This is a genomic window from Salipaludibacillus sp. HK11, from assembly GCF_047795645.1.
GTDB lineage: Bacteria > Bacillota > Bacilli > Bacillales > Salisediminibacteriaceae > Salipaludibacillus.
In genome coordinates, this window is the sequence record NZ_CP181045.1 from 2,782,365 (window position 1) to 2,800,510 (window position 18,146).

General features: G+C 37.8%; 17 protein-coding genes. 8 read left to right on the top strand and 9 right to left on the bottom strand.

Annotation, left to right across the window (positions count from 1 at the left end; genetic code table 11):
- Positions 1-187 precede the first annotated feature (187 nt).
- The gene (locus ACM26V_RS13480) at positions 188-1,771 is read right to left on the bottom strand and encodes a flagellar hook-associated protein 2 (protein WP_416147229.1); all 1,584 of its coding nucleotides are present in this window, start codon (positions 1,769-1,771) and stop codon (positions 188-190) included.
- 233 nt (positions 1,772-2,004) lie between these two features.
- Positions 2,005-2,301: a hypothetical protein gene (locus tag ACM26V_RS13485; protein WP_416147230.1), complete on the bottom strand. Its 297-nt coding sequence runs from the start codon at positions 2,299-2,301 to the stop codon at positions 2,005-2,007.
- 118 nt (positions 2,302-2,419) lie between these two features.
- Here ACM26V_RS13485 and yyaC point away from each other — a divergent pair, with 118 nt between their 5' ends.
- The gene (yyaC, locus tag ACM26V_RS13490) at positions 2,420-3,064 is read left to right on the top strand and encodes a spore protease YyaC (protein WP_416147231.1); all 645 of its coding nucleotides are present in this window, start codon (positions 2,420-2,422) and stop codon (positions 3,062-3,064) included.
- 102 nt (positions 3,065-3,166) lie between these two features.
- Here the strand turns inward: yyaC and ACM26V_RS13495 are convergent, their stop codons facing one another.
- Positions 3,167-3,619, bottom strand: coding sequence for a MarR family winged helix-turn-helix transcriptional regulator (locus ACM26V_RS13495; RefSeq protein WP_416147232.1), 453 nt, complete (start codon positions 3,617-3,619; stop codon positions 3,167-3,169).
- Positions 3,620-3,729: 110 nt separating this feature from the next.
- On the opposite strand from ACM26V_RS13495, the gene ACM26V_RS13500 reads away from it, so the two are divergent.
- The 4 genes from ACM26V_RS13500 (at position 3,730) to ACM26V_RS13515 (ending at position 7,808) form a co-directional block, all read left to right on the top strand.
- Complete coding sequence (locus ACM26V_RS13500; RefSeq protein ID WP_416147233.1) at positions 3,730-4,665, top strand: ATP-binding cassette domain-containing protein; 936 nt, start codon at positions 3,730-3,732, stop codon at positions 4,663-4,665.
- A gap of 25 nt (positions 4,666-4,690) precedes the next feature.
- Positions 4,691-5,515 (top strand): ABC transporter permease, encoded by an 825-nt coding sequence (locus ACM26V_RS13505; protein ID WP_416147234.1) that lies wholly within the window; start codon positions 4,691-4,693, stop codon positions 5,513-5,515.
- A gap of 262 nt (positions 5,516-5,777) precedes the next feature.
- A complete protein-coding gene (locus ACM26V_RS13510) occupies positions 5,778-7,328 on the top strand; it encodes a glycine betaine uptake BCCT transporter (RefSeq protein WP_416147235.1) in 1,551 nt (516 codons plus the stop codon).
- 261 nt (positions 7,329-7,589) lie between these two features.
- Entirely contained in the window at positions 7,590-7,808 is a 219-nt protein-coding gene (locus tag ACM26V_RS13515) for a DUF2243 domain-containing protein (protein WP_416147237.1), read from the top strand.
- Here the strand turns inward: ACM26V_RS13515 and ACM26V_RS13520 are convergent.
- The 6 genes from ACM26V_RS13520 to ACM26V_RS13545 form a co-directional block, all read right to left on the bottom strand.
- Complete coding sequence (locus ACM26V_RS13520; protein WP_416147238.1) at positions 7,764-9,710, bottom strand: BglG family transcription antiterminator; 1,947 nt, start codon at positions 9,708-9,710, stop codon at positions 7,764-7,766. The two genes, ACM26V_RS13515 and ACM26V_RS13520, sit on opposite strands and share 45 nt — an antisense overlap.
- Before the next feature lie 115 nt (positions 9,711-9,825).
- Positions 9,826-11,214 carry a glycoside hydrolase family 1 protein gene (locus ACM26V_RS13525; protein ID WP_416147239.1) on the bottom strand — a complete coding sequence of 463 codons (1,389 nt, stop codon included), beginning with the start codon at positions 11,212-11,214 and terminating at the stop codon, positions 9,826-9,828.
- A 90-nt stretch (positions 11,215-11,304) separates the two neighbouring features.
- A complete protein-coding gene (locus ACM26V_RS13530) occupies positions 11,305-11,619 on the bottom strand; it encodes a PTS lactose/cellobiose transporter subunit IIA (RefSeq protein ID WP_416147240.1) in 315 nt (104 codons plus the stop codon).
- A gap of 25 nt (positions 11,620-11,644) precedes the next feature.
- Positions 11,645-12,967, bottom strand: coding sequence for a PTS cellobiose transporter subunit IIC (celB, locus tag ACM26V_RS13535; RefSeq protein ID WP_416147241.1), 1,323 nt, complete (start codon positions 12,965-12,967; stop codon positions 11,645-11,647).
- 29 nt (positions 12,968-12,996) lie between these two features.
- Positions 12,997-13,305, bottom strand: a complete 309-nt coding sequence (locus ACM26V_RS13540) for a PTS sugar transporter subunit IIB (protein WP_416147242.1) — start codon at positions 13,303-13,305, stop codon at positions 12,997-12,999.
- Between the two features lie 171 nt (positions 13,306-13,476).
- Positions 13,477-13,938, bottom strand: coding sequence for a hypothetical protein (locus tag ACM26V_RS13545; RefSeq protein ID WP_416147243.1), 462 nt, complete (start codon positions 13,936-13,938; stop codon positions 13,477-13,479).
- A gap of 172 nt (positions 13,939-14,110) precedes the next feature.
- On the opposite strand from ACM26V_RS13545, the gene ACM26V_RS13550 reads away from it, so the two are divergent.
- The 3 genes from ACM26V_RS13550 to ACM26V_RS13560 all read left to right on the top strand — a co-directional run bounded on the left by ACM26V_RS13550 (position 14,111) and on the right by ACM26V_RS13560 (position 18,053).
- On the top strand, positions 14,111-15,043 hold the full coding sequence (locus ACM26V_RS13550) for an AEC family transporter (RefSeq protein ID WP_416147244.1): 933 nt from the start codon (positions 14,111-14,113) through the stop codon (positions 15,041-15,043).
- A 153-nt stretch (positions 15,044-15,196) separates the two neighbouring features.
- A complete protein-coding gene (locus tag ACM26V_RS13555) occupies positions 15,197-16,762 on the top strand; it encodes a hypothetical protein (protein ID WP_416147245.1) in 1,566 nt (521 codons plus the stop codon).
- Complete coding sequence (locus ACM26V_RS13560) at positions 16,749-18,053, top strand: hypothetical protein (RefSeq protein WP_416147246.1); 1,305 nt, start codon at positions 16,749-16,751, stop codon at positions 18,051-18,053. Before ACM26V_RS13555 ends, ACM26V_RS13560 begins: the two co-directional genes overlap by 14 nt.
- Positions 18,054-18,146 lie beyond the last annotated feature (93 nt).

Here is an 18,146-nt window from a genome sequence, read left to right on the forward strand (position 1 = left end):
TAATAAAAAGCAAAGAGGAGGGAAGTTTGTGCAATCACATTAGAAAAACTCGGCTTGTCGCCAAGTCCTTCATGGTGAAAGTCTTAGTTTATCTTATACTTTAACCCTTTAGCGAAGTTAAACATTCTTAAAGTACAAAAAAACTGCGTTAAAAGAAAGACTCTCCTTCTAACGCAGTTTATCCTATTTACATTTGTTGTCCACCATTCATACCGCCTAAAGCTGACATCAGAGATTCAGCTTGGGCATTCGATTGAGCAATTGCCTGCTCCATCGCGTTAAATTGCGACCAATAACGTTGTTCAACTTGCTGCATACGACGCTCAAAATTTGAAATCTGCTCACTCGCTTGATCGATTTCTCGCCCCAGCGTGAATTGTTGATTTGTAGCCATTTCGGATCGTCCTGCGCGATTTGATAATTGTTCGATACTACCACTTAATGACTCGCGAATTCTTCTTGCTACGCCTTGCTCTCCCGTTTCTTCACCATCAGCAGCAAACATTTGAAAGACCGACTCAGGATCCTGTTCAATTGCTGCGCGAAGTTGCGCTTCATCTACTTCTAAACGACCACGGTCCTGATAGTTACTTGTAGTTGAAATACCAATCTCAGTAATTTGCGTGAAAGTCTGATTAGGGTCATCCGCATTGACGGGAGTATAAAAATCTTGTCGCATTTGATTCAATGCTCCAGTAAGCATCCTGTCATTACGAACCAATCCGCTATGGGCACGTTCCTCCCACATCTCAATCTCACTATCCGACATGTCACGCCGCTGCTCATCCGTCAAAGGAGCATAGTCACGGTGATACTCTTCGGAAACTTTTCCACCAACCATCTCAATCAATCCATTGTATTCGTCAACAAACCCCATGACCGTGTCAAAAATCTCGTCCGTATTATTAGAAACATTGAGTGTAACCGCTTCAGTAAATTCATTATTAAGAGAAAAGTTCACTCCATTGACTTCAAAATTATTGCTTTGGCGTTCCATTTCTAAACCGTTAAACGTAAACGTCGCATTTTGCGCTGCTTGTTCTTCTCCATCCAATTTAAAAATATTTGTCAAAAATTCATCTTCTGTGACATTTCCATCTTCATCAACAGTTCCAAAAATCATTTCTTGACCGTCAGGATTTAAAACACCTGTCTCTGTTCGTGATATTGAAACACTACCTGTATTATCATCATAAAATGCTTGGACACCAAGTTCTGAATTATTAATTTCTCCTAAGATATCATTTAAACTATCATCTTCATCAAACGTAAAGCTAACTGGCACTGGCTCACCGTTTTCATCAAATGTCGTCATCCCAAATGAAAATTCATCTCCGTTCAACACATCAGGGTCATTTCCACTCAGGTTACCTTTTTGTTCAAGAAAGCTCGCACTTGGGTCAAACTCTGCATCTTCATTAACTATCGAACCTGTACTATGGTTAGAAGCCGATTGAGCACGCGTCACATCCTCTATAGTATACGCTCCATTGGCAGCCCCTGCATTTGCCGTAGCACTAACTGCACCTTCATTTGAACTCGTTACTTCTTTCGCATCCATGTTAGAACGACGAATTACAGTATCGAATGTGTTATCTCTAAACGACATAAACTCTCTGTTTACTTCTCTGTATTGGTCCATTTTTAAAATTAATTCATTCTGGTCTTGTTGCATCTTTTGCATTGGCTGTCGTTCAGCCCGCATTAAGTCACTGACCATTTGATTAATATCCATGCCTGAAGCAAAACCTGTCATTCTCATCGAATCCATCTAATCACCCTTTTTTAGTAATATTTCGACAAATGACAGGCACTTGTCGAATCATTTGAAAAACTTTCATACTTTAGCGAAGTTAAATATTCTTAAAGTAAAATAAAAACAGAAAAAATCGTGAGACGCTCTCACTCTTTTTTCTGTTTTCAGTCTGCCTTTTGCTTATCTATCATATCGGACACATAGCAAAGATGTTTAGTTTTAAGATAAACTTTTTTGACAAAAAGAGTTTAATGAAGGATTTTGTGGAGCTTTTTAAATAAAATATCGACGTCATTTTTCAATTCATCGATTTGTTCTTGAAGATGACGCCTTTCTCTAACACTCATATTTTCATTGGTCGCTTCTTCTGCTATTTCTTTCATTTGATAAAGTTTCACTTCAATAGTATCGTATATTTTTCTTTGCTCTTTGATCCACTCAAGCTGTTCCATCAGAAATTCCTTTTGTTCATCGGACATGTGAGTAGCTCCTTTTTTCTCTTTCAATTTCACTTCAGTATACAGGAAATCAGGTATATTTTTCATTTCCCCCTAAGATTGGGATAAGAAAATCAAACCTAATAATAAAAATACTTTCCAATTGAACCTCGATACGTTATAATGAACAAAAATCGTTCTATATAACGTATGGAGGTTCACTTATATGCACCTAAATAAAGAACATATCATCCATAAACAAACTCGATTTTCAATCAATTCAACCTTCGTATCAGGAAAAATGGTCAATGAAATTATCCGTCTTATTCCTGATCCATTTATGACCATCGTTGTTCTATGTATTGGTACTGATCGTTCTACTGGTGATTCGCTCGGGCCATTAACTGGTACATTACTTAAAGAAAGAAGACCGGAAAATATTCATGTTTATGGAACATTGGAAGAACCAGTGCATGGCAAAAATCTAGAGAGCTATTTACGACTCATTTATACAAATCATCCTGGTGCATTTGTCATTGCCGTCGACGCCTGCCTCGGACGCGCCAAGTCGATTGGCTCTGTTATTATCGGTAAAGGACCACTAAAGCCTGGCGCGGCGTTGAACAAAAACCTTCCAAGTGTCGGCGATATTCATATGGCTGGCATCGTAAATGTTGGTGGGATGATGGAATTTTTTGTCTTGCAAAATACACGATTAAATCTCGTTCTCGAAATGTCTCGGAAAATAAGTGAGAGCTTAAAAAGAACTGATCGTTACATTTCAAGAAAAAAACAAGAAATGCAATCAAATACCAACTTAAGTAATTTGCAACCAATTGTCCGGGTTTCAACAAATATTCTTAAAAACTAAAATAGACTTTCTTCACACTAGCAGTATGATGTTTTGCAACATCAAAATGAACTAAAAAGAATCAGAATAGGACCTTAAAACCTTTCTGGTTCTTTTCGTCTTCTACTCAGATAACTTCGATAATACCGAATCAAGATTCAATATCGCTTCTTGGAGTTTTTGTTGGTCCTCCTCGCTTAATTCGACTAACCGCTCTTTTACCTCTTTTTCGAGAATTTCTTTTTTCTCTTCTAAAAAATTATTCCCTTGTTCTGTTAACTTAATGTAGACAACTCTGCGATCTTGCTCATCTCGTACTCTTCTAATGAATTCCTTATCCATCAGTTTATTTATTAACGGGGTTAAATTTGATTTTCTTATTGCTAATTTTTTAGCTATCTCCGTCGTACGGATTGATTCTACATCCGCAACAATGTGAAGTATATGAAAATGGGTATGATGTAAGTCAGAATCATGCAATATGTGGACAGGTCCAAATAATTTTTTCGACATCAACGGAAATACGGACAATGTTTGTTTTACTAATTCACTTGTATTTATTGGGTTTCGTGTCATATAAAATCGCCTACCTTATGAATCTATTATCATTGACTTATTTTTAAATTTCGTTAATAATATTATATAGTTATGATATCATAACTAGTTAACGAAGGGGAGGAATATTTGTGGAGCCAGTCATTGCCGTACGTAATTTAACGAAAACATACAAAAAACTTGATGCAGTGAAAGGAATTAGCTTCGAAGTCGAAGAAGGCGAAATATTTGGCTTTCTTGGTCCCAATGGAGCAGGAAAAAGCACGACAATCAATATGATTTGCACGATGCTTCAAGCAACGAGTGGTGATATTACGATTAATGGATTTGATGCAAATAAGCAAAAGAACCGTGTACGCGAAAGTATCGGCATTATATTTCAAGAAAATACATTAGATGAAAAACTAACCGCAAATGAAAACCTTATGTTACATTGTCGTTTTTATAAAGTTCCAAAATCAAAGCGTCAAGCACGTATTACAGAGGTATTGGAAATCGTTGACCTCGTCGAAAAACGCAAAGATCGCGTCGAAACGTTCTCAGGTGGTATGAAACGTCGTTTGGAGATTGCTCGTGGACTGCTCCATTATCCTAAGGTATTGTTCCTTGATGAACCAACGGTTGGCCTCGATCCACAAACGAGAGCGCACTTATGGGAATACATTTTAAAACTGAAAGAAAAAGAAGGGATCACGATGTTCCTCACGACTCATTATTTGGATGAAGCGGAAATTAGTGATCGCGTCGCTATTATGGATAAGGGAGAAATCATTGCGCTCGATAATCCTACTGCCTTAAAAGACCAGCTTGGCGGCGACATTATTGAATTGTCGACAGAAGATAACGAGAAAGCATTGGAAGAAATTCACGAGAAAATTGAAGGTGCAGAAGTATCAGTAAAAGACGACACCATTCACTTGAAAGTAGCAAGTAGTGATGCTTTCATTTCTTCTTTTATTAAAACGTTGAATATACCAATAACGAAATTAAACATCCGCAAGCCAACACTAAATGATGTGTTTTTAGCGTTTACTGGTAGACAGATCGGTGAGCCAGAAGATGAATAAGTCGATGGATAGGAGGATTAATTAGATGGAAGCAATTTATGCAATTTGGCAACGAGATTTAACGAAGTTTTTTCGAGACAAGGCAAGGCTATTTGGTTCATTTACGATGCCGATCTTGTTTCTGCTTATATTTGGGGGCGGAATGAGTGGTTCGATGGAAAGTATGATGGCAGGCGGTATGGGCGATTCATCTGATTTCAACTATGTCGAGTTCATCTTTCCGGGAATAGTTGCGATGACATTACTGATGACATCTGTTTTCTCAGCAATGTCAATTATTGAAGACAAGGATTTCGGGTATATGAAAGAAATTCTCGTTTCGCCGATTTCGCGAGTGAGTATTGCCGTTGGGAAAATGCTTGGTGCAGCAACGGTTGCAACGATTCAAGGCATTCTTATGTTTATTCTCATTCCATTTATTGGATTATCATATGATTTAGTCGCAATTCTTCAGGTGATTCCGTTTATGTTTTTACTAGCCTGTGCTTTATCAGGATTGGGCTTATTGTTCGCTAGTATCATCAAATCAACGCAAGGATTCCAAATGACGGTGCAAATTCTAGTAATGCCGATGATCTTCCTCTCCGGTGCCTTGTTTCCGATTAACAACATGCCTGCATGGATGGATGTCATCGTTAAAATTAATCCCGTCACATACGGAGTCGATGTCATGAAAAAGATTATCATTGATGTTGACAGCCTTTCTCCTGCAGTTATTGAAGCGATGGGATTAAATATATCCGTTTTTGGTAGACAAGTGACCATTTTTGAGGAAATTATCTTTATCGCAGTCTTTGCGGTCGTCCTAATCTTACTTGCAACAATTAGTTTCCGAAGAGCAAATGCATAATAACTGTTAAAAATATTGGGGCGAGTCATATCCATACAAGAAGCACGAATATCTTAGAAAACAGCCAAAATATTTAAATCAACCCAGCTAGGTTTTATCCTAAGCTGGGTTCTTAGGAATAATTCCCTCGATTTAGATTAAAGACGTATGGACAACAATTAATGAATAAAAAAACGACAAATTTAAACCTCTGATATTTCACTTCAATACATAATAATCACTTCCTTACCTAAGACTAGAAAGAAAAGGAAGGAATGATCGAATGCATAAGGTGACTCCTGTTTATTGGATTTCGATTGGTTTAGCTTTAGCATTTGTACTTTGGGGAGTGATTTCACCAGAGCATTTAGGAGGCGTTATGGATCCAACGCTTCGTTTTTTCATGAATAATTTCGGTTGGTTTTATCAAATAGCAGCAACTTTCTTTTTTGTAGTCGCTATTTTTCTAATTTTTAGCAAGTATGGACAAATCAAGCTCGGTAAAGATGATGAAGAACCAGAGTTTACCCGGCTCACTTGGATTGCAATGTTGTTCAGTGCGGGGATGGGAATTGGTCTGCTATTCTTTGGCGTATCTGAACCAATCTCCCATTTTGTCGCCCCTCCTTTTATCGAAGGAGGAACGGGAGAAGCAGCAATCATGAGTTTGCGCTACACATACCTTCATTGGGGATTTCATGCATGGGCCATCTATGCGATTATCGCTCTTGCTCTTGCTTACTTCAAGTTTAGAAAAGGCTTACCGGGATTAATGAGTGCAACGCTTTATCCCATACTTGGAGACAGAGTAAAAGGACGTACTGGAACTGTCATTGATATAATTGCTGTTTTCGCGACGGTTTTTGGTGTATGCGCTTCATTAGGGTTAGGCGCTGCACAAATTAATGGAGGGCTCAGTTATTTAATTAATATTCCTAACAACTTTACCATTCAATTAATCATCATTTCTACTGTTACATTGCTATTTATGATCAGTACTGGTACTGGTATAAAAAAGGGGATTAAATATTTGAGTAATGCGAACATGGGGCTTGCAGTTACTCTTTTAATTGCGATACTTATCGTTGGTCCAACGATCTTTTTATTGGATTTATATACGACGACGATCGGCAGTTATTTAAAAAACCTACCAGAAATGGGACTTAGGTTGGCTCCATTTGATACAGGAAGTTCTACTTGGTTGCAAGGGTGGACGATTTTTTACTGGGCTTGGTGGATTTCATGGTCTCCGTTTGTTGGTACGTTTATTGCCCGTGTATCCAAAGGCAGAACGGTTCGAGAGTTTGTCATCGCCGTTCTCATCATTCCGACGCTCGTTTGCACAGTTTGGTTTTGTATTTTTGGAGGTACAGGTATTTTTTACGAATATAATTTAGGATTTGATGTGTCTGGTCAATCCCTTGAAACAGCATTGTTTTTTGTTTATGACCTGCTTCCTCTAGCTGGGATTTTATCTGTTCTAACTGTGTTATTAATTAGCACCTTTTTTATTACATCAGCAGATTCTGCTACGTTTGTCCTTGCCATGCAAACGACTAACGGGGATATTGAACCACCAAATTTCGTGAAATATAGTTGGGGTATCACTTTATCAGCCTCGGCTATCATCCTCATGGCTTCAGGAGGGCTAGAAGCGATTCAAACAACGATTATTGTGAGTGCTTTTCCATTGACCTTCATCTTGTTTCTAATGACATTTTCATTAATAAAAGCACTCAATCAAGAAAGTAAGCCTGACTCTAAAACCAAAGGAGAAACAATCAGTGGGAAACTCAAGAGAAGAAGACAACGAAAGAAAATGAAACCGACTTGAATGGTTTCGAAGAGCAAATCCTTAATAACTAAAAATATGTCAAGTTGCCAGCTGGGGATGAACAATCCTATGCTGGTATTTTAAGCTTAGTTTCTACTGGCGCACGTATAACATATCTCTGTTTGGTCATAATACTAGTTTCTATCAAACTAAGAACAAATCTTGATTTTAATTGTTCATTCTCAAGTTGGATTCTCTTGTATTAGAAGCACTGATCTATCACGTGGGATTAGCAGATTGTTTGGTTATTGCTTAATCTGCGTGGGGATTTTCAACCTTGTAGAAGGCATTGTCAATCATCATATTCTTCAAATTCACCGTGTAAGGGCTGCTGCAGAAAACCCGCTCGCATATGACCTTGCTTTTCTAGCATCAGGTGCCTTACTAGCAGACATCACCACCATGAACACAGCAGCCAGTTTGACGACTATAATTTTATTTTCCAGCAGGTTCGACAATATTGAGCAACACCTTCATTAATTCTTCTTTCGTCGAACATTTCAAGCAATCTTGCACATTGGCATGACTTTCAACGATTCTTGTTAACAAACTATAAAGTACTTCCAAATCTTCGGTACTCCCCTTTTTCACATTCAATAAACAAATAAGTTGCACAGGTTCCCCACCCCATGTAATCGGTTTTTCCAACGTACAAAAAGACACAAAGGTTCTATCCCATTTAGGTGTGATTGGATGGGGAATGGCAACAAAATTTCCATATGCTGTCGGGGCAATTTTCTCACGTTCATAGACTCCGTCTAAAAATGTTCCTCCAACTAACTCTTTTTTTTCGAGTTGCTGAGTCAAAAAATGCAGCGCTTCCTCTTTTGAATTCACTTTCTTATTGAAAAACATTAAATCCTCATGAAGGTACTTTACTACCGACGTGCTATCGCCTTTTATAAAACTTTCAATCTTCACAAAATCATTCTCTGCCAAGATTGTATTGACGTGGACGACAGGTATCGGAAGTTCATCATGAATCGGTATGGAGCTAATTAGAAAATCAACCCCTTCAAGAGAGTGTTGACCAAGCTTATAATATTCCGTTGTTCCTACTACTTCGATTTTATCTGTAAACGTAGATTTCAATTTATATTTAATTAATTGAGCACTGCCCACCCCTGAAGCACAAACAATCATCACTCGCTTCGGTACATCTGATATCATGTTTCGTCTTTCAATCGCAGCACCAATATGCAAAGCGATATAACCGATTTCATTCTCGTCAATCGAAACATTAATCTGCTTCTCAAGTGTCATTCCAGCGATAACTCCTGCTTCAAACGCTAGTGGATAAGTTTTCTTAATATCTGCCAGTAATGGATTTCGTATATTCATTCCGTACCTGGAGCGATTAATTGCCGGTTTTAAGTGAACGCTTAATGCCATCATCAACTCTTCATCTGACGAAATACCCAACTTCATTTTTTCTTCTATCTGTTGAAGAAGAACCATCGTTAATTGAAAGTGTTCATCATCAAGAATGGCTTTCAAATCATCTACTTTCATTTGGTTCTGTGTAATCATTTTCGTTCCCATTAAATGTAGGGCAATATATGCGACTTCAACGTCAGGAAACGTTACATACAACTTCTTTTCTGCATCCGCAACAATTTGTCGTGCAACATAATATTCCTTTTGACTAGAAATTTCTTTTATGTCAGTTGAAACCATCGACACATTATGTCCTGACTTTATGCGTTTATAGGCAATCGCAATATGAATAAACAAGTTATTTATTGCAATGTCAGATAACGTAATTCCATTTTCTTTTATTCTATCAAGAATAACGTCCAAAACTTCTGAAAAATAATCTTCTTCAATTAAATCAGCCATCTGTTTACTAAATATGTTCGTTTGCGCTTCTTTACTTCGATCAAATAAATATTCAGCTAAACAAAATCTTATTTTCACTTCGCTCCCCGTTACCTTTAAACCATGATTAGGTCTTTTCGATAATTCTAATCCGTAGTTTTGTAAGATTGTTTTCACAGCTTTTATATCATTTTGAAGCGTTGATTTACTAACAAGAATTTCATCTGCTAGCTCTTCTATTTTCAAATAGTCTTCCGTCAGAAGTAATCTTTTCATCAAGAAAACCGTTCGATCTTCAGGTGAATCAGGGATGGTATTTATCTTGTCAGTTTCCTCTTTTTCAAACACTTGTTGCAAAAATTTACGGAACTCGTCATTATTACTAATCTCGAGTCGATAACCTTTTCCTCTAATAGACATAACATTAGCCCCATGATTTGTAAGCACACGATCTAAATGTTTAATATCTTCTTGGATCGTCCGAGAAGTCACCTGATTCACATTCGCTAAATATTCACTTGTCACAAACGATTCAACCGTCATTAATTCTCTTAACGTGATCATTAACCGGGAGTTTAACACAATTTTCCCTCTTTTCTTTACATGGAAAGATGACGTAGATTTAGTTAGTAACTAAAACACGCAAGGCTATTTTCACTTGCGTGTCACTTTTTATCTCTTAAAAACCATTATTTTTTGAAACTTCCTTAATCCAGTAGGCACTTTTCTTCGCTGTTCGTTTCTTCGTTTTAAGATCAACAGAAAAGAAGCCGTAGCGGTTTTTATACGCATTCAACCATGACCAGTTATCCATAAACGACCATAAGTGATACCCTTTCGAATTACAGCCTTCCTCAATCGCTTGGTGCAACCATTTGAGGTGTCCTTCAATGAAGGAAATTCGATAATCATCTTGAATCTTACCATTCTCGATAAATCGACCTTCATCTTGAACCCCCATACCGTTCTCAGAAATAAACGAGTCTATATTTCCATAATTGTCCTTTAAATTGATCAATATATCGTAAATACCTTTTTCGTAAATTTCCCAACCGCGATATTTGTTCATCTTTCTTCCAGGCATTTCATAATTATCAAAATACCAGTCAGGCATAAACGGCCCATATGGATTTGGCAAATGCTCTTTCGCTTTTACACGACGTGGTTGATAATAATTGATTCCCAATAAGTCAACCGTATTTTCTTTTAACAACGCCTTGTCCGCTAATTCAAAAGTAGGCAACTGACCATGCTTTTTTAACACTTCAATCAAGTCCTCAGGAAATTCTCCTAATACTGCGGGATCTAAGAAACTACGGTTAAAAAATAGATCTGCCATCTGTGAAGCTTCCAAATCTGCAGGATTTTGACTTCTTGGATATGAAGGCGTTAAATTTAAGATGATTCCGATCTGGCCACCTTCAATCGAATGGTTGCGAAATTCACGAATCGCCAACGCATTGGCAATCATCGTGTTATAACCAACTTGAAAAGCTCTTCTTGCATCAACAATATTCGGATAGTGGAAGTCGTAGAGATAACCTCCTTCAACAGGAACGATTGGTTCATTAAATGTAAACCATTTTTTGACGCGATCCCCAAACAATTCATAACATTTTTTTGCATAGTCCTTAAATAGTTCAAGAACTTTGCGGTTCTCAAATCCACCGATGTCTTGAAGTTCTTTCGGCATGTCAAAATGAAATAAATTTAGGAAAGGCTCAATATTATTTTTCAACAATTCATTAATCATATCGTTGTAGAAGTTTACAGCATGTTGGTTTACTTGCCCTTCGCCACCTGGAATTAACCTGGACCAGGAGATCGAAAATCGGAATGTATTATGTCCGATGTCCTTCATTCGTATAATATCCTCTTTATATTGATGGTAGAAGTCAGATGTTGTTTCTGGTCCTACTTCATCAAAAAAACGATTCGGTTCTTTTGAATACCAATAATCCCAAATATTTTCACCTTTACCGCCTTCACATGCTGCACCTTCGATTTGCGTTGCAGACGTGGCACTCCCCCACCAAAAATCTTCCGGGAATTTGTATTGTAATGACATGGTTTAACTCTCCTTACATTATACGATATTGATTGAATTTAAGCATCGTTACCATCTAACTTTGATGATTCGTATTTTCCAAGGAACAAATTACTTCAACCTATAAATTTCAACAATTTCTACTGCTAAGTCTCTTACAGTCATGGATGTCATCAAATGGTCTTGGGAATGAATTAATAAAACATTAACTGGGTTCTCTTCTCCCTTTGCTTCTTTTTGAATCAATTTTGTCTGAAACTCATGTGCCTTTACCAATTCTTCGCCAGCTTCAACGAGTAGCTCATCAGCCCTTTGGAAATTTCCAGCTTTTGCTTCCTGAATCGCTTCCATCGCATTTCCTTTACCGTTCCCAGCATATAGAATGATTTGAAAAGATATTTCTGTAATGTCTCTTGGTTCTTCCATGTTTGACTCCCCCTGTTTACTTATCTTAGTCATTTTTTTCGTTATTTTCGTTGTCTGCTTTAGTCTTTGCTGCTTCTTCAGATTTCTCGGTATCATAATATTGTTTATCTAAAAGACGAAGGAACGGCCACCATATCACAAGTACGATAACGATATTCACCGCTTGAAGAACGCCGCCTTCCCACGAATTCGTTGCCAAAAATCCATTTAAAACGGTTGGTGTCGTCCAAGGAACAATGACACCTGTTGGTGGTGGAACAATCCCTGTTACCATTGTAAAATAAGTAAAAATAGCAACAACTACTGGCGCTAATAACCAAGGGATGATAACCAACGGATTCATAATAATTGGTAACCCAAAGATGATTGGTTCGTTTACGTTAAAAATACCTGCTGGAGCACTTAATTTACCCATTTCTTTCATCTGACGACTCTTACCGATAAGGAATATACCTAAAATGACCGCTAACGTCATCCCTGATCCACCCATACCTACGATAAATGAGTCAATGAACTGCTTACTTACAATGTGAGGTAATGCTTCTCCAGCCTGAAATGCTTGTAAGTTTTCATTCGCCAGCGCATACCAGATTGGATCGAATACTGAATTGACAATAATTTGTCCATGTAACCCAAAGAACCAAAATAATTGAATTAACACTACAGCAACAATCGTGGCAGGTAAACCAGAACCAAGTCCCATTAATGGAGCTTGAACTAGTGTGTAAACAAAATCTTGCACACTGTCAAATCGTGTAATATCAAAAATAATCCTTATGACCAAAAACAATGTCAATGTCAACGTTATTGGTATCAATGCACTAAAAGATCGGGATACCGCACTCGGTACTCCAGGTGGCATTTTGATTGTCCAACCTTTTTTTGTGAAAAAATGATATAATCTAGCTGCAACAAAAGCGGTAAATATTCCAACAAACATTCCTTCTGCACCTAAACTTGCTGTTGGAACTACTCCTGAAACACCTTCTAGTACTTGAGGCGTTAAAATCAAGAAACCTGCCAGTGCAACAACACCACCATAAATTCCTTCACCTTCAAATTGCTCCGTAAGTTTGAAACCAATTCCAATAATGACGAACAGTCCCATAATCGTTAACGTCCCTGCTGAAGCAGGTCCTAAAGCTGCTTGATATGTGGAATATGCCTCTTCCCCAATGAGTAAATCTAGAAACGGTAAGTTAGCAATAACCACAAAAATTGACCCAAAGATAATCAACGGTAATGCCACCATAAAACCATCACGTAATGCCGTTAAATAACGGTTGTTGTTCAATTTTTCTGCAACCGGCATCAAGATTTTCTCTAAAAATTCCATAAACTTATTCACTTTTTTCCCCTCCTATACAACATTCATCTTTATTTTTCTGCTAGTTCAAGTGCTTTATCTAGTACTGCTTCACCATTCACTCTTCCGTAAGCTACTGGATCAATCACATCTACCGGCACACCAATTTTATTTGCTTCTACTTCATATTTTTTCTTCATAAAACGCATTTGGGGTCCAATTAGTAGAACGTCTGCTTTCGGTAACTCTGGAATCGCTTTATCCTGGGACACAGCCCAAATTGTTGCCTCAATTCCTTTTTTCTCGGCGGCTTCTTCCATTTTAGAAACCAATAAACTAGTAGACATTCCAGCTGAACAAGCTAACATAATTTTAATCATTTTAAATTCCTCCTAAGAAATTAGATATATTTTTTGTTAACTTCAGTTTATTTTAAAAACGTTTTCAACTAAACTCATACTTTTTCCGTTAGCTAACGGAAATCATTATGTAACACATTAAAAACGAGACGAAAGAGGATATATCCCTTACGTCTCGTTTTTAAATTCTTATTATAAATTTCTAGTTGTTTCAGCTAATTCATACGAATCAAGAACTGTAAAGAAGCTTTCTTCACTGCTCCACAAATCATCCTGATCAGAGTCTATCAAATCTAGCTCGTGCCACGCAGCTTCCAAGTAAATCCCTTCATCATCCTCACCTTGCTGAGGCGATTCGATTTTCTTCTCATGCTGTTCACTTGCGGAGTTATTTTCTTCACTCTTCTGCAAATAAGCTTCAAATGTATAAGTAGGTGTTGTATTCCATTCTACAGTTATTTGATTTTCTGATTCGTTTTTATCGTGAGTTTGCAGAATTTTCTCTTCAGTATTTTTTCCTTCCAAGGAAGATGAAAGGCTTTCTCCTTCATTTATATGCTTTTTTACTTCCGAAGCTTCCGTTTGATCTGTTGCATGTGAGACAATTCCCATTGCCAATATCCACGAAACGAGCGATAACGTGATTTTTTTCATAGAAATTCATCCTTTCTTATCGTCCTTTTGGTGAATTACAAACCGATTATACCAAGCCTACATGAACGCTATATGAACAGATTTATTTTTCAAGTCGGAAAATCATTTACAGCGTTGTGTAAAATCACTATCCTTAATGAAAGACTACTACTATTGTTGAAAGGATTTGCTTATGGATGTAACCCTTGTTGCGACTTCTGTTGCTGTGATGGGAATTATTATTGCATTGGGATTTTTCTTTGCATACAAAGTTTCAATCACCGCTGAAGTCAAAAGAACCCTTATTCTTATTATTTTAAATATTGCTGTACCGTCTATTATTCTCAATGGGATATTCAACACAGACGTTACCGATGAATTATTGAATCAAGTTATTATCATTTTTCTTATTTCTATTATATTTCATTTGATTGCGCTTATTCTCGCTTGGACGTTTGCGAAAGTATTTCGCTTCGAATCTGTTTTTGCTAAGAAAATGGCGATACTAGCGGCTTTCGGAAACACAGGTTTTATCGGCATTCCATTATGTGCGGCGATTTTCGGCCCGGTCGGTGGGCTGATGGCAGCTATTTTTGATGCGGGTCTCGACTTAATCTTGTTTAGTGTTGTGATTTATATGCTTCAATCTGGCAATGGCTTACCTTTACGTCAAGTGCTTAAGTCTTTCATTAACATTCCTCTCGTGGCAGTGATTGTCGGTTTAACTTCAGCATTCATAGGCTTTAATCCACCAGAGTTTGTCAACCAATTAACCGGTTACTTGGCTGGACTTGCCGCTCCTTTGGCGATGTTGTATATCGGCATGTTATTACAAGATTTATTTAAAAAAAGTGGGTTCAGTGTTTACAAACACATCTGGTTTCCACTTAGTATTAGGCTATTCGCGATTCCGCTGTTAACGATGGTGATTATTTCTTTCACACCACTGGATGACTTCGTCAAAAATATCGTTATTATCTTGTCAGCTATGCCAACTTTCACATTGTCAGCAATTTTATTTGCACGTTATTTGAAGGATGAGGAAACTGCCGTTATGACGATCGCTTTCTCGACAATTTTATCGTTATCAACGATTCCACTCATTTCATACCTGTCAACGCTATAGAGGATTTATTACGTACTTTCGTGGAGCCGAGAACATTCGAGTAGCCTTTCTTATACATCCCCTTTATAAAAAAAGCAGTAAATCTATTTCTATTGTCGTAGTATAATAGTATTATATATAGTATCGATTATAAACGAAACTAGAGGTGATTCGATGCAAGGAGCTGCATTCTTAGAAGCAATTCAAACAAGTTCAAATCAGAACTTGAAGCAAGCATACGTCTTGATGACGAAAACATCGATGACTAAGATGATCACAAGTAAACTAATGGATACGTCCGACTTTATTCTACGAAAAGACAAATATGATCGTTATCAACATTATATTGATGAAGAAGTCGCACGTGTCGCTCTCTTTAAAGAAGACCTTACCTTTGAAGTCATTACGTTATTTGCACAACGATATGAGACGTCTCTCGCTTCGATTGATACTCAGCAAGGACTAAACGAATTTGGTGATAATCTGTTAAATAAAGCTGTACAGTCATACTCTGCGATGAACAAGAAGTTTGCTGGCACTACTTTTGAAGACGTCGTTCAACATTTTTTCAATAAGATGTTTGAAAAAATCGATAAAAAATATAAAGATGTTTCACAAAAGGAAAAAGAAACACTGGAAAATGAGTTCCAATCTTTCATTTCGGAGTTACCACAACATCAGCAAGAGAAACTAAAAAAAGAATTGGATGTATCAGAGCTATCGCAACAAGTCATAAACCGCATCATCGCGACAAACGGGACAGTTGTGTTATTTTCTGCCCTTGTTAACACGATGGGTTTCTCCTTTTATATGGGGGCAACATCGCTTCTGGCAAGTGGGGTTAGTTTACTCGGTTTAACTCTTCCGTTTGCTGCATACACGAGCATGACGTCACTCATTGCCGTGCTAGCAAATCCTATATTTTTCTTGGCTGTCATCGCAGCTTCTGGCTTCTATGTTTCAAAACAACGCTCAAAAATGCAAGATATGATGACGTTTCTATCAGTCATGCAGTTGTTCTTCAGCCAAGATGACAACCGCGAGGAACAAATCTGTACATTTAATCAACTTATGACAAGGTGGAAAAGCAAATGCAATCATTATCACCATCTATTAACAGAAATACAGAACAAGAATTCTGAACGTTTGCGAATCACAAATGATTTAAACCGCTCTTCGGAACACAAATCAGCACTCGAGAGAAAAATCCAAGCAGCTGAAGGAACGATAGAAGCAAAACACGATCATATCGCAACAAGTCTGCAGAACATTAAATTTGATAGATTAAACGAGCATCTCCAGCTGGTTGGTATCGTGCAACAACTACAAAATATTGAAGAAGACATCGATTCACGATCAAGAAAAATCATCGGTAGTGAGGGCATATTCGATAAAATTAAAGCTGGCATGTTAAATAGTAAAAATGCGTTATTAGTAAAGGAAAGAGAATGGAAGCGACAATCGCTTTTCACAGACCTTGCAAAGCTCATCGTTCTCCATGACGTGCCATTGTTTGATACTGAACGCCAGATAATTAAAGACTTAAAAGAAGAAAATGTGCAATCAGGTCAGGAATTAACTGCGACGATCCGCAACATTCAGTATCTGAAAGACCAACGTTCTCGTCTGACTAAAAAACTCGATGGACTAGAAAACGATACAGACGATATGCTTGAGCGCTATCCAGGAATTGACCAAGCCAATGTTGAGGAAGGTGGAGAACGTTTTGCCATTCATTAATAATCCAACATTTTATCAGTACTGGAAAGCTCACCGTTATCGCGATGCTCTTGCTCAACCGATTGATGTGCCAACATCAAAGTCAGAGCGCTTATCGATGATGTTTTTCGGAAACAGTAGAGAACGCACGCAAACTCTAGCCGTCTCTGGTCTAAGTGCTGGCGATTTTATTTATGATTACATTCGAATTGACCCAATTGTGGTAGAAGGTATTAACTTTGCACGCTCGGATGATCTTGATTCGATCTTTGCCTTTTCACAATTTGCACAAACGATTGATTTAGATTCTGTCGGCGACATTTCCCAAATGCAAGGCTACGTCGCTGAGATGCTTCTTGCGATGGAGCTGACTGCGAAAGGTCATGAAGTGGAATTCCCCGAAATTTCAAATGAAGCAGGCTGGGACCTGCTTGTCGATGGTGAGAAATTTCAAGTGAAAAATCTCGGGGATCCAAGTAGTGTCTATCATCATTTACAAACCTACCCTGATATTCCGGTGTACGTAAATGCTGATTTGGCTGAGACGTTCGCAGGTAACTCAAATGTCTATATCGCTGACAACATTCATCATCAAGAGATCGTCGCGATGACAAGTGATAACTTACACCTTGGACAGGAACTTACAAACTTTGAAGTTCCACTTTTTTCTGCTCTTGTCAGCACGGCAGTCAATGTACATCACTTTTACAAAAAGGAAAGTGATGTCAAACATACAGTTGCAAACATCGTCACTGATACAGCAAGTCGATCCGCAGGAGGATACATTGGCCAATTTGTCGGTTCTGCTGCTGGTGCCATGTTATTTGGTCCGGCAGGTGTTGTTATCCTGTCAGGAACGGGTGCTTTTGTTGGTGTTGCTCAAGGTGGAAAATTGTCTGGTTGGATCAAAAATGCGTATGCCAATCAAGAAGTTGCTAGATTCCGGGTAGATCTAACAAAATGGATCGACACCGTTACAGATGAAATCGATCCAAAATTTCAACGAAGACAGCAGCAATGGCTAAAAACGGAAGCGAAACTATTGGAATCACAGGCACCTCCAGAAATGATCGAAGCGTTTTTGGAAAAGTATCAAGAAGATCAGCGTTATTTAGAGAATAAAAAACGTGAACTTGTCCGTTTTAAAGAGCACGATATCGTAACTTTGCCTTTCACGGAAGCATACGAAACGGCTTTAACTAAAGTGACACAGTCAGGAGTTCACCCTTCGAAATACCAGCAAGAAATGAATAGTGTGCAACAATCTCTTATTAAGTTGATCGAAAAGTTACAGAAAATGAGATTGAATTAAAACAAGACACGCCTTGCTAGTTGTTACTTTATTGCTAGTTAGGCGTGTCTTTGTGCAAAAAAGTATCATTGATGGAAAAATCGATTCGTTTAA

Bases quoted from the DNA above. Each gene is read 5' to 3' on its own strand.
- ACM26V_RS13550 (WP_416147244.1), top strand. From the start codon at position 14,111: ATGGATGTAACCCTTGTTGCGACTTCTGTTGCTGTGATGGGAATTATT.
- ACM26V_RS13540 (WP_416147242.1), bottom strand. From the start codon at position 13,305: ATGATTAAAATTATGTTAGCTTGTTCAGCTGGAATGTCTACTAGTTTA.
- ACM26V_RS13495 (WP_416147232.1), bottom strand. From the start codon at position 3,619: ATGACACGAAACCCAATAAATACAAGTGAATTAGTAAAACAAACATTG.
- ACM26V_RS13480 (WP_416147229.1), bottom strand. From the start codon at position 1,771: ATGGATTCGATGAGAATGACAGGTTTTGCTTCAGGCATGGATATTAAT.
- ACM26V_RS13545 (WP_416147243.1), bottom strand. From the start codon at position 13,938: ATGAAAAAAATCACGTTATCGCTCGTTTCGTGGATATTGGCAATGGGA.
- ACM26V_RS13525 (WP_416147239.1), bottom strand. From the start codon at position 11,214: ATGTCATTACAATACAAATTCCCGGAAGATTTTTGGTGGGGGAGTGCC.
- ACM26V_RS13555 (WP_416147245.1), top strand. From the start codon at position 15,197: ATGCAAGGAGCTGCATTCTTAGAAGCAATTCAAACAAGTTCAAATCAG.
- ACM26V_RS13485 (WP_416147230.1), bottom strand. From the start codon at position 2,301: ATGAAAAATATACCTGATTTCCTGTATACTGAAGTGAAATTGAAAGAG.
- yyaC (WP_416147231.1), top strand. From the start codon at position 2,420: ATGCACCTAAATAAAGAACATATCATCCATAAACAAACTCGATTTTCA.
- ACM26V_RS13530 (WP_416147240.1), bottom strand. From the start codon at position 11,619: ATGGAAGAACCAAGAGACATTACAGAAATATCTTTTCAAATCATTCTA.
- ACM26V_RS13505 (WP_416147234.1), top strand. From the start codon at position 4,691: ATGGAAGCAATTTATGCAATTTGGCAACGAGATTTAACGAAGTTTTTT.
- ACM26V_RS13520 (WP_416147238.1), bottom strand. From the start codon at position 9,710: ATGATCACGTTAAGAGAATTAATGACGGTTGAATCGTTTGTGACAAGT.
- ACM26V_RS13510 (WP_416147235.1), top strand. From the start codon at position 5,778: ATGCATAAGGTGACTCCTGTTTATTGGATTTCGATTGGTTTAGCTTTA.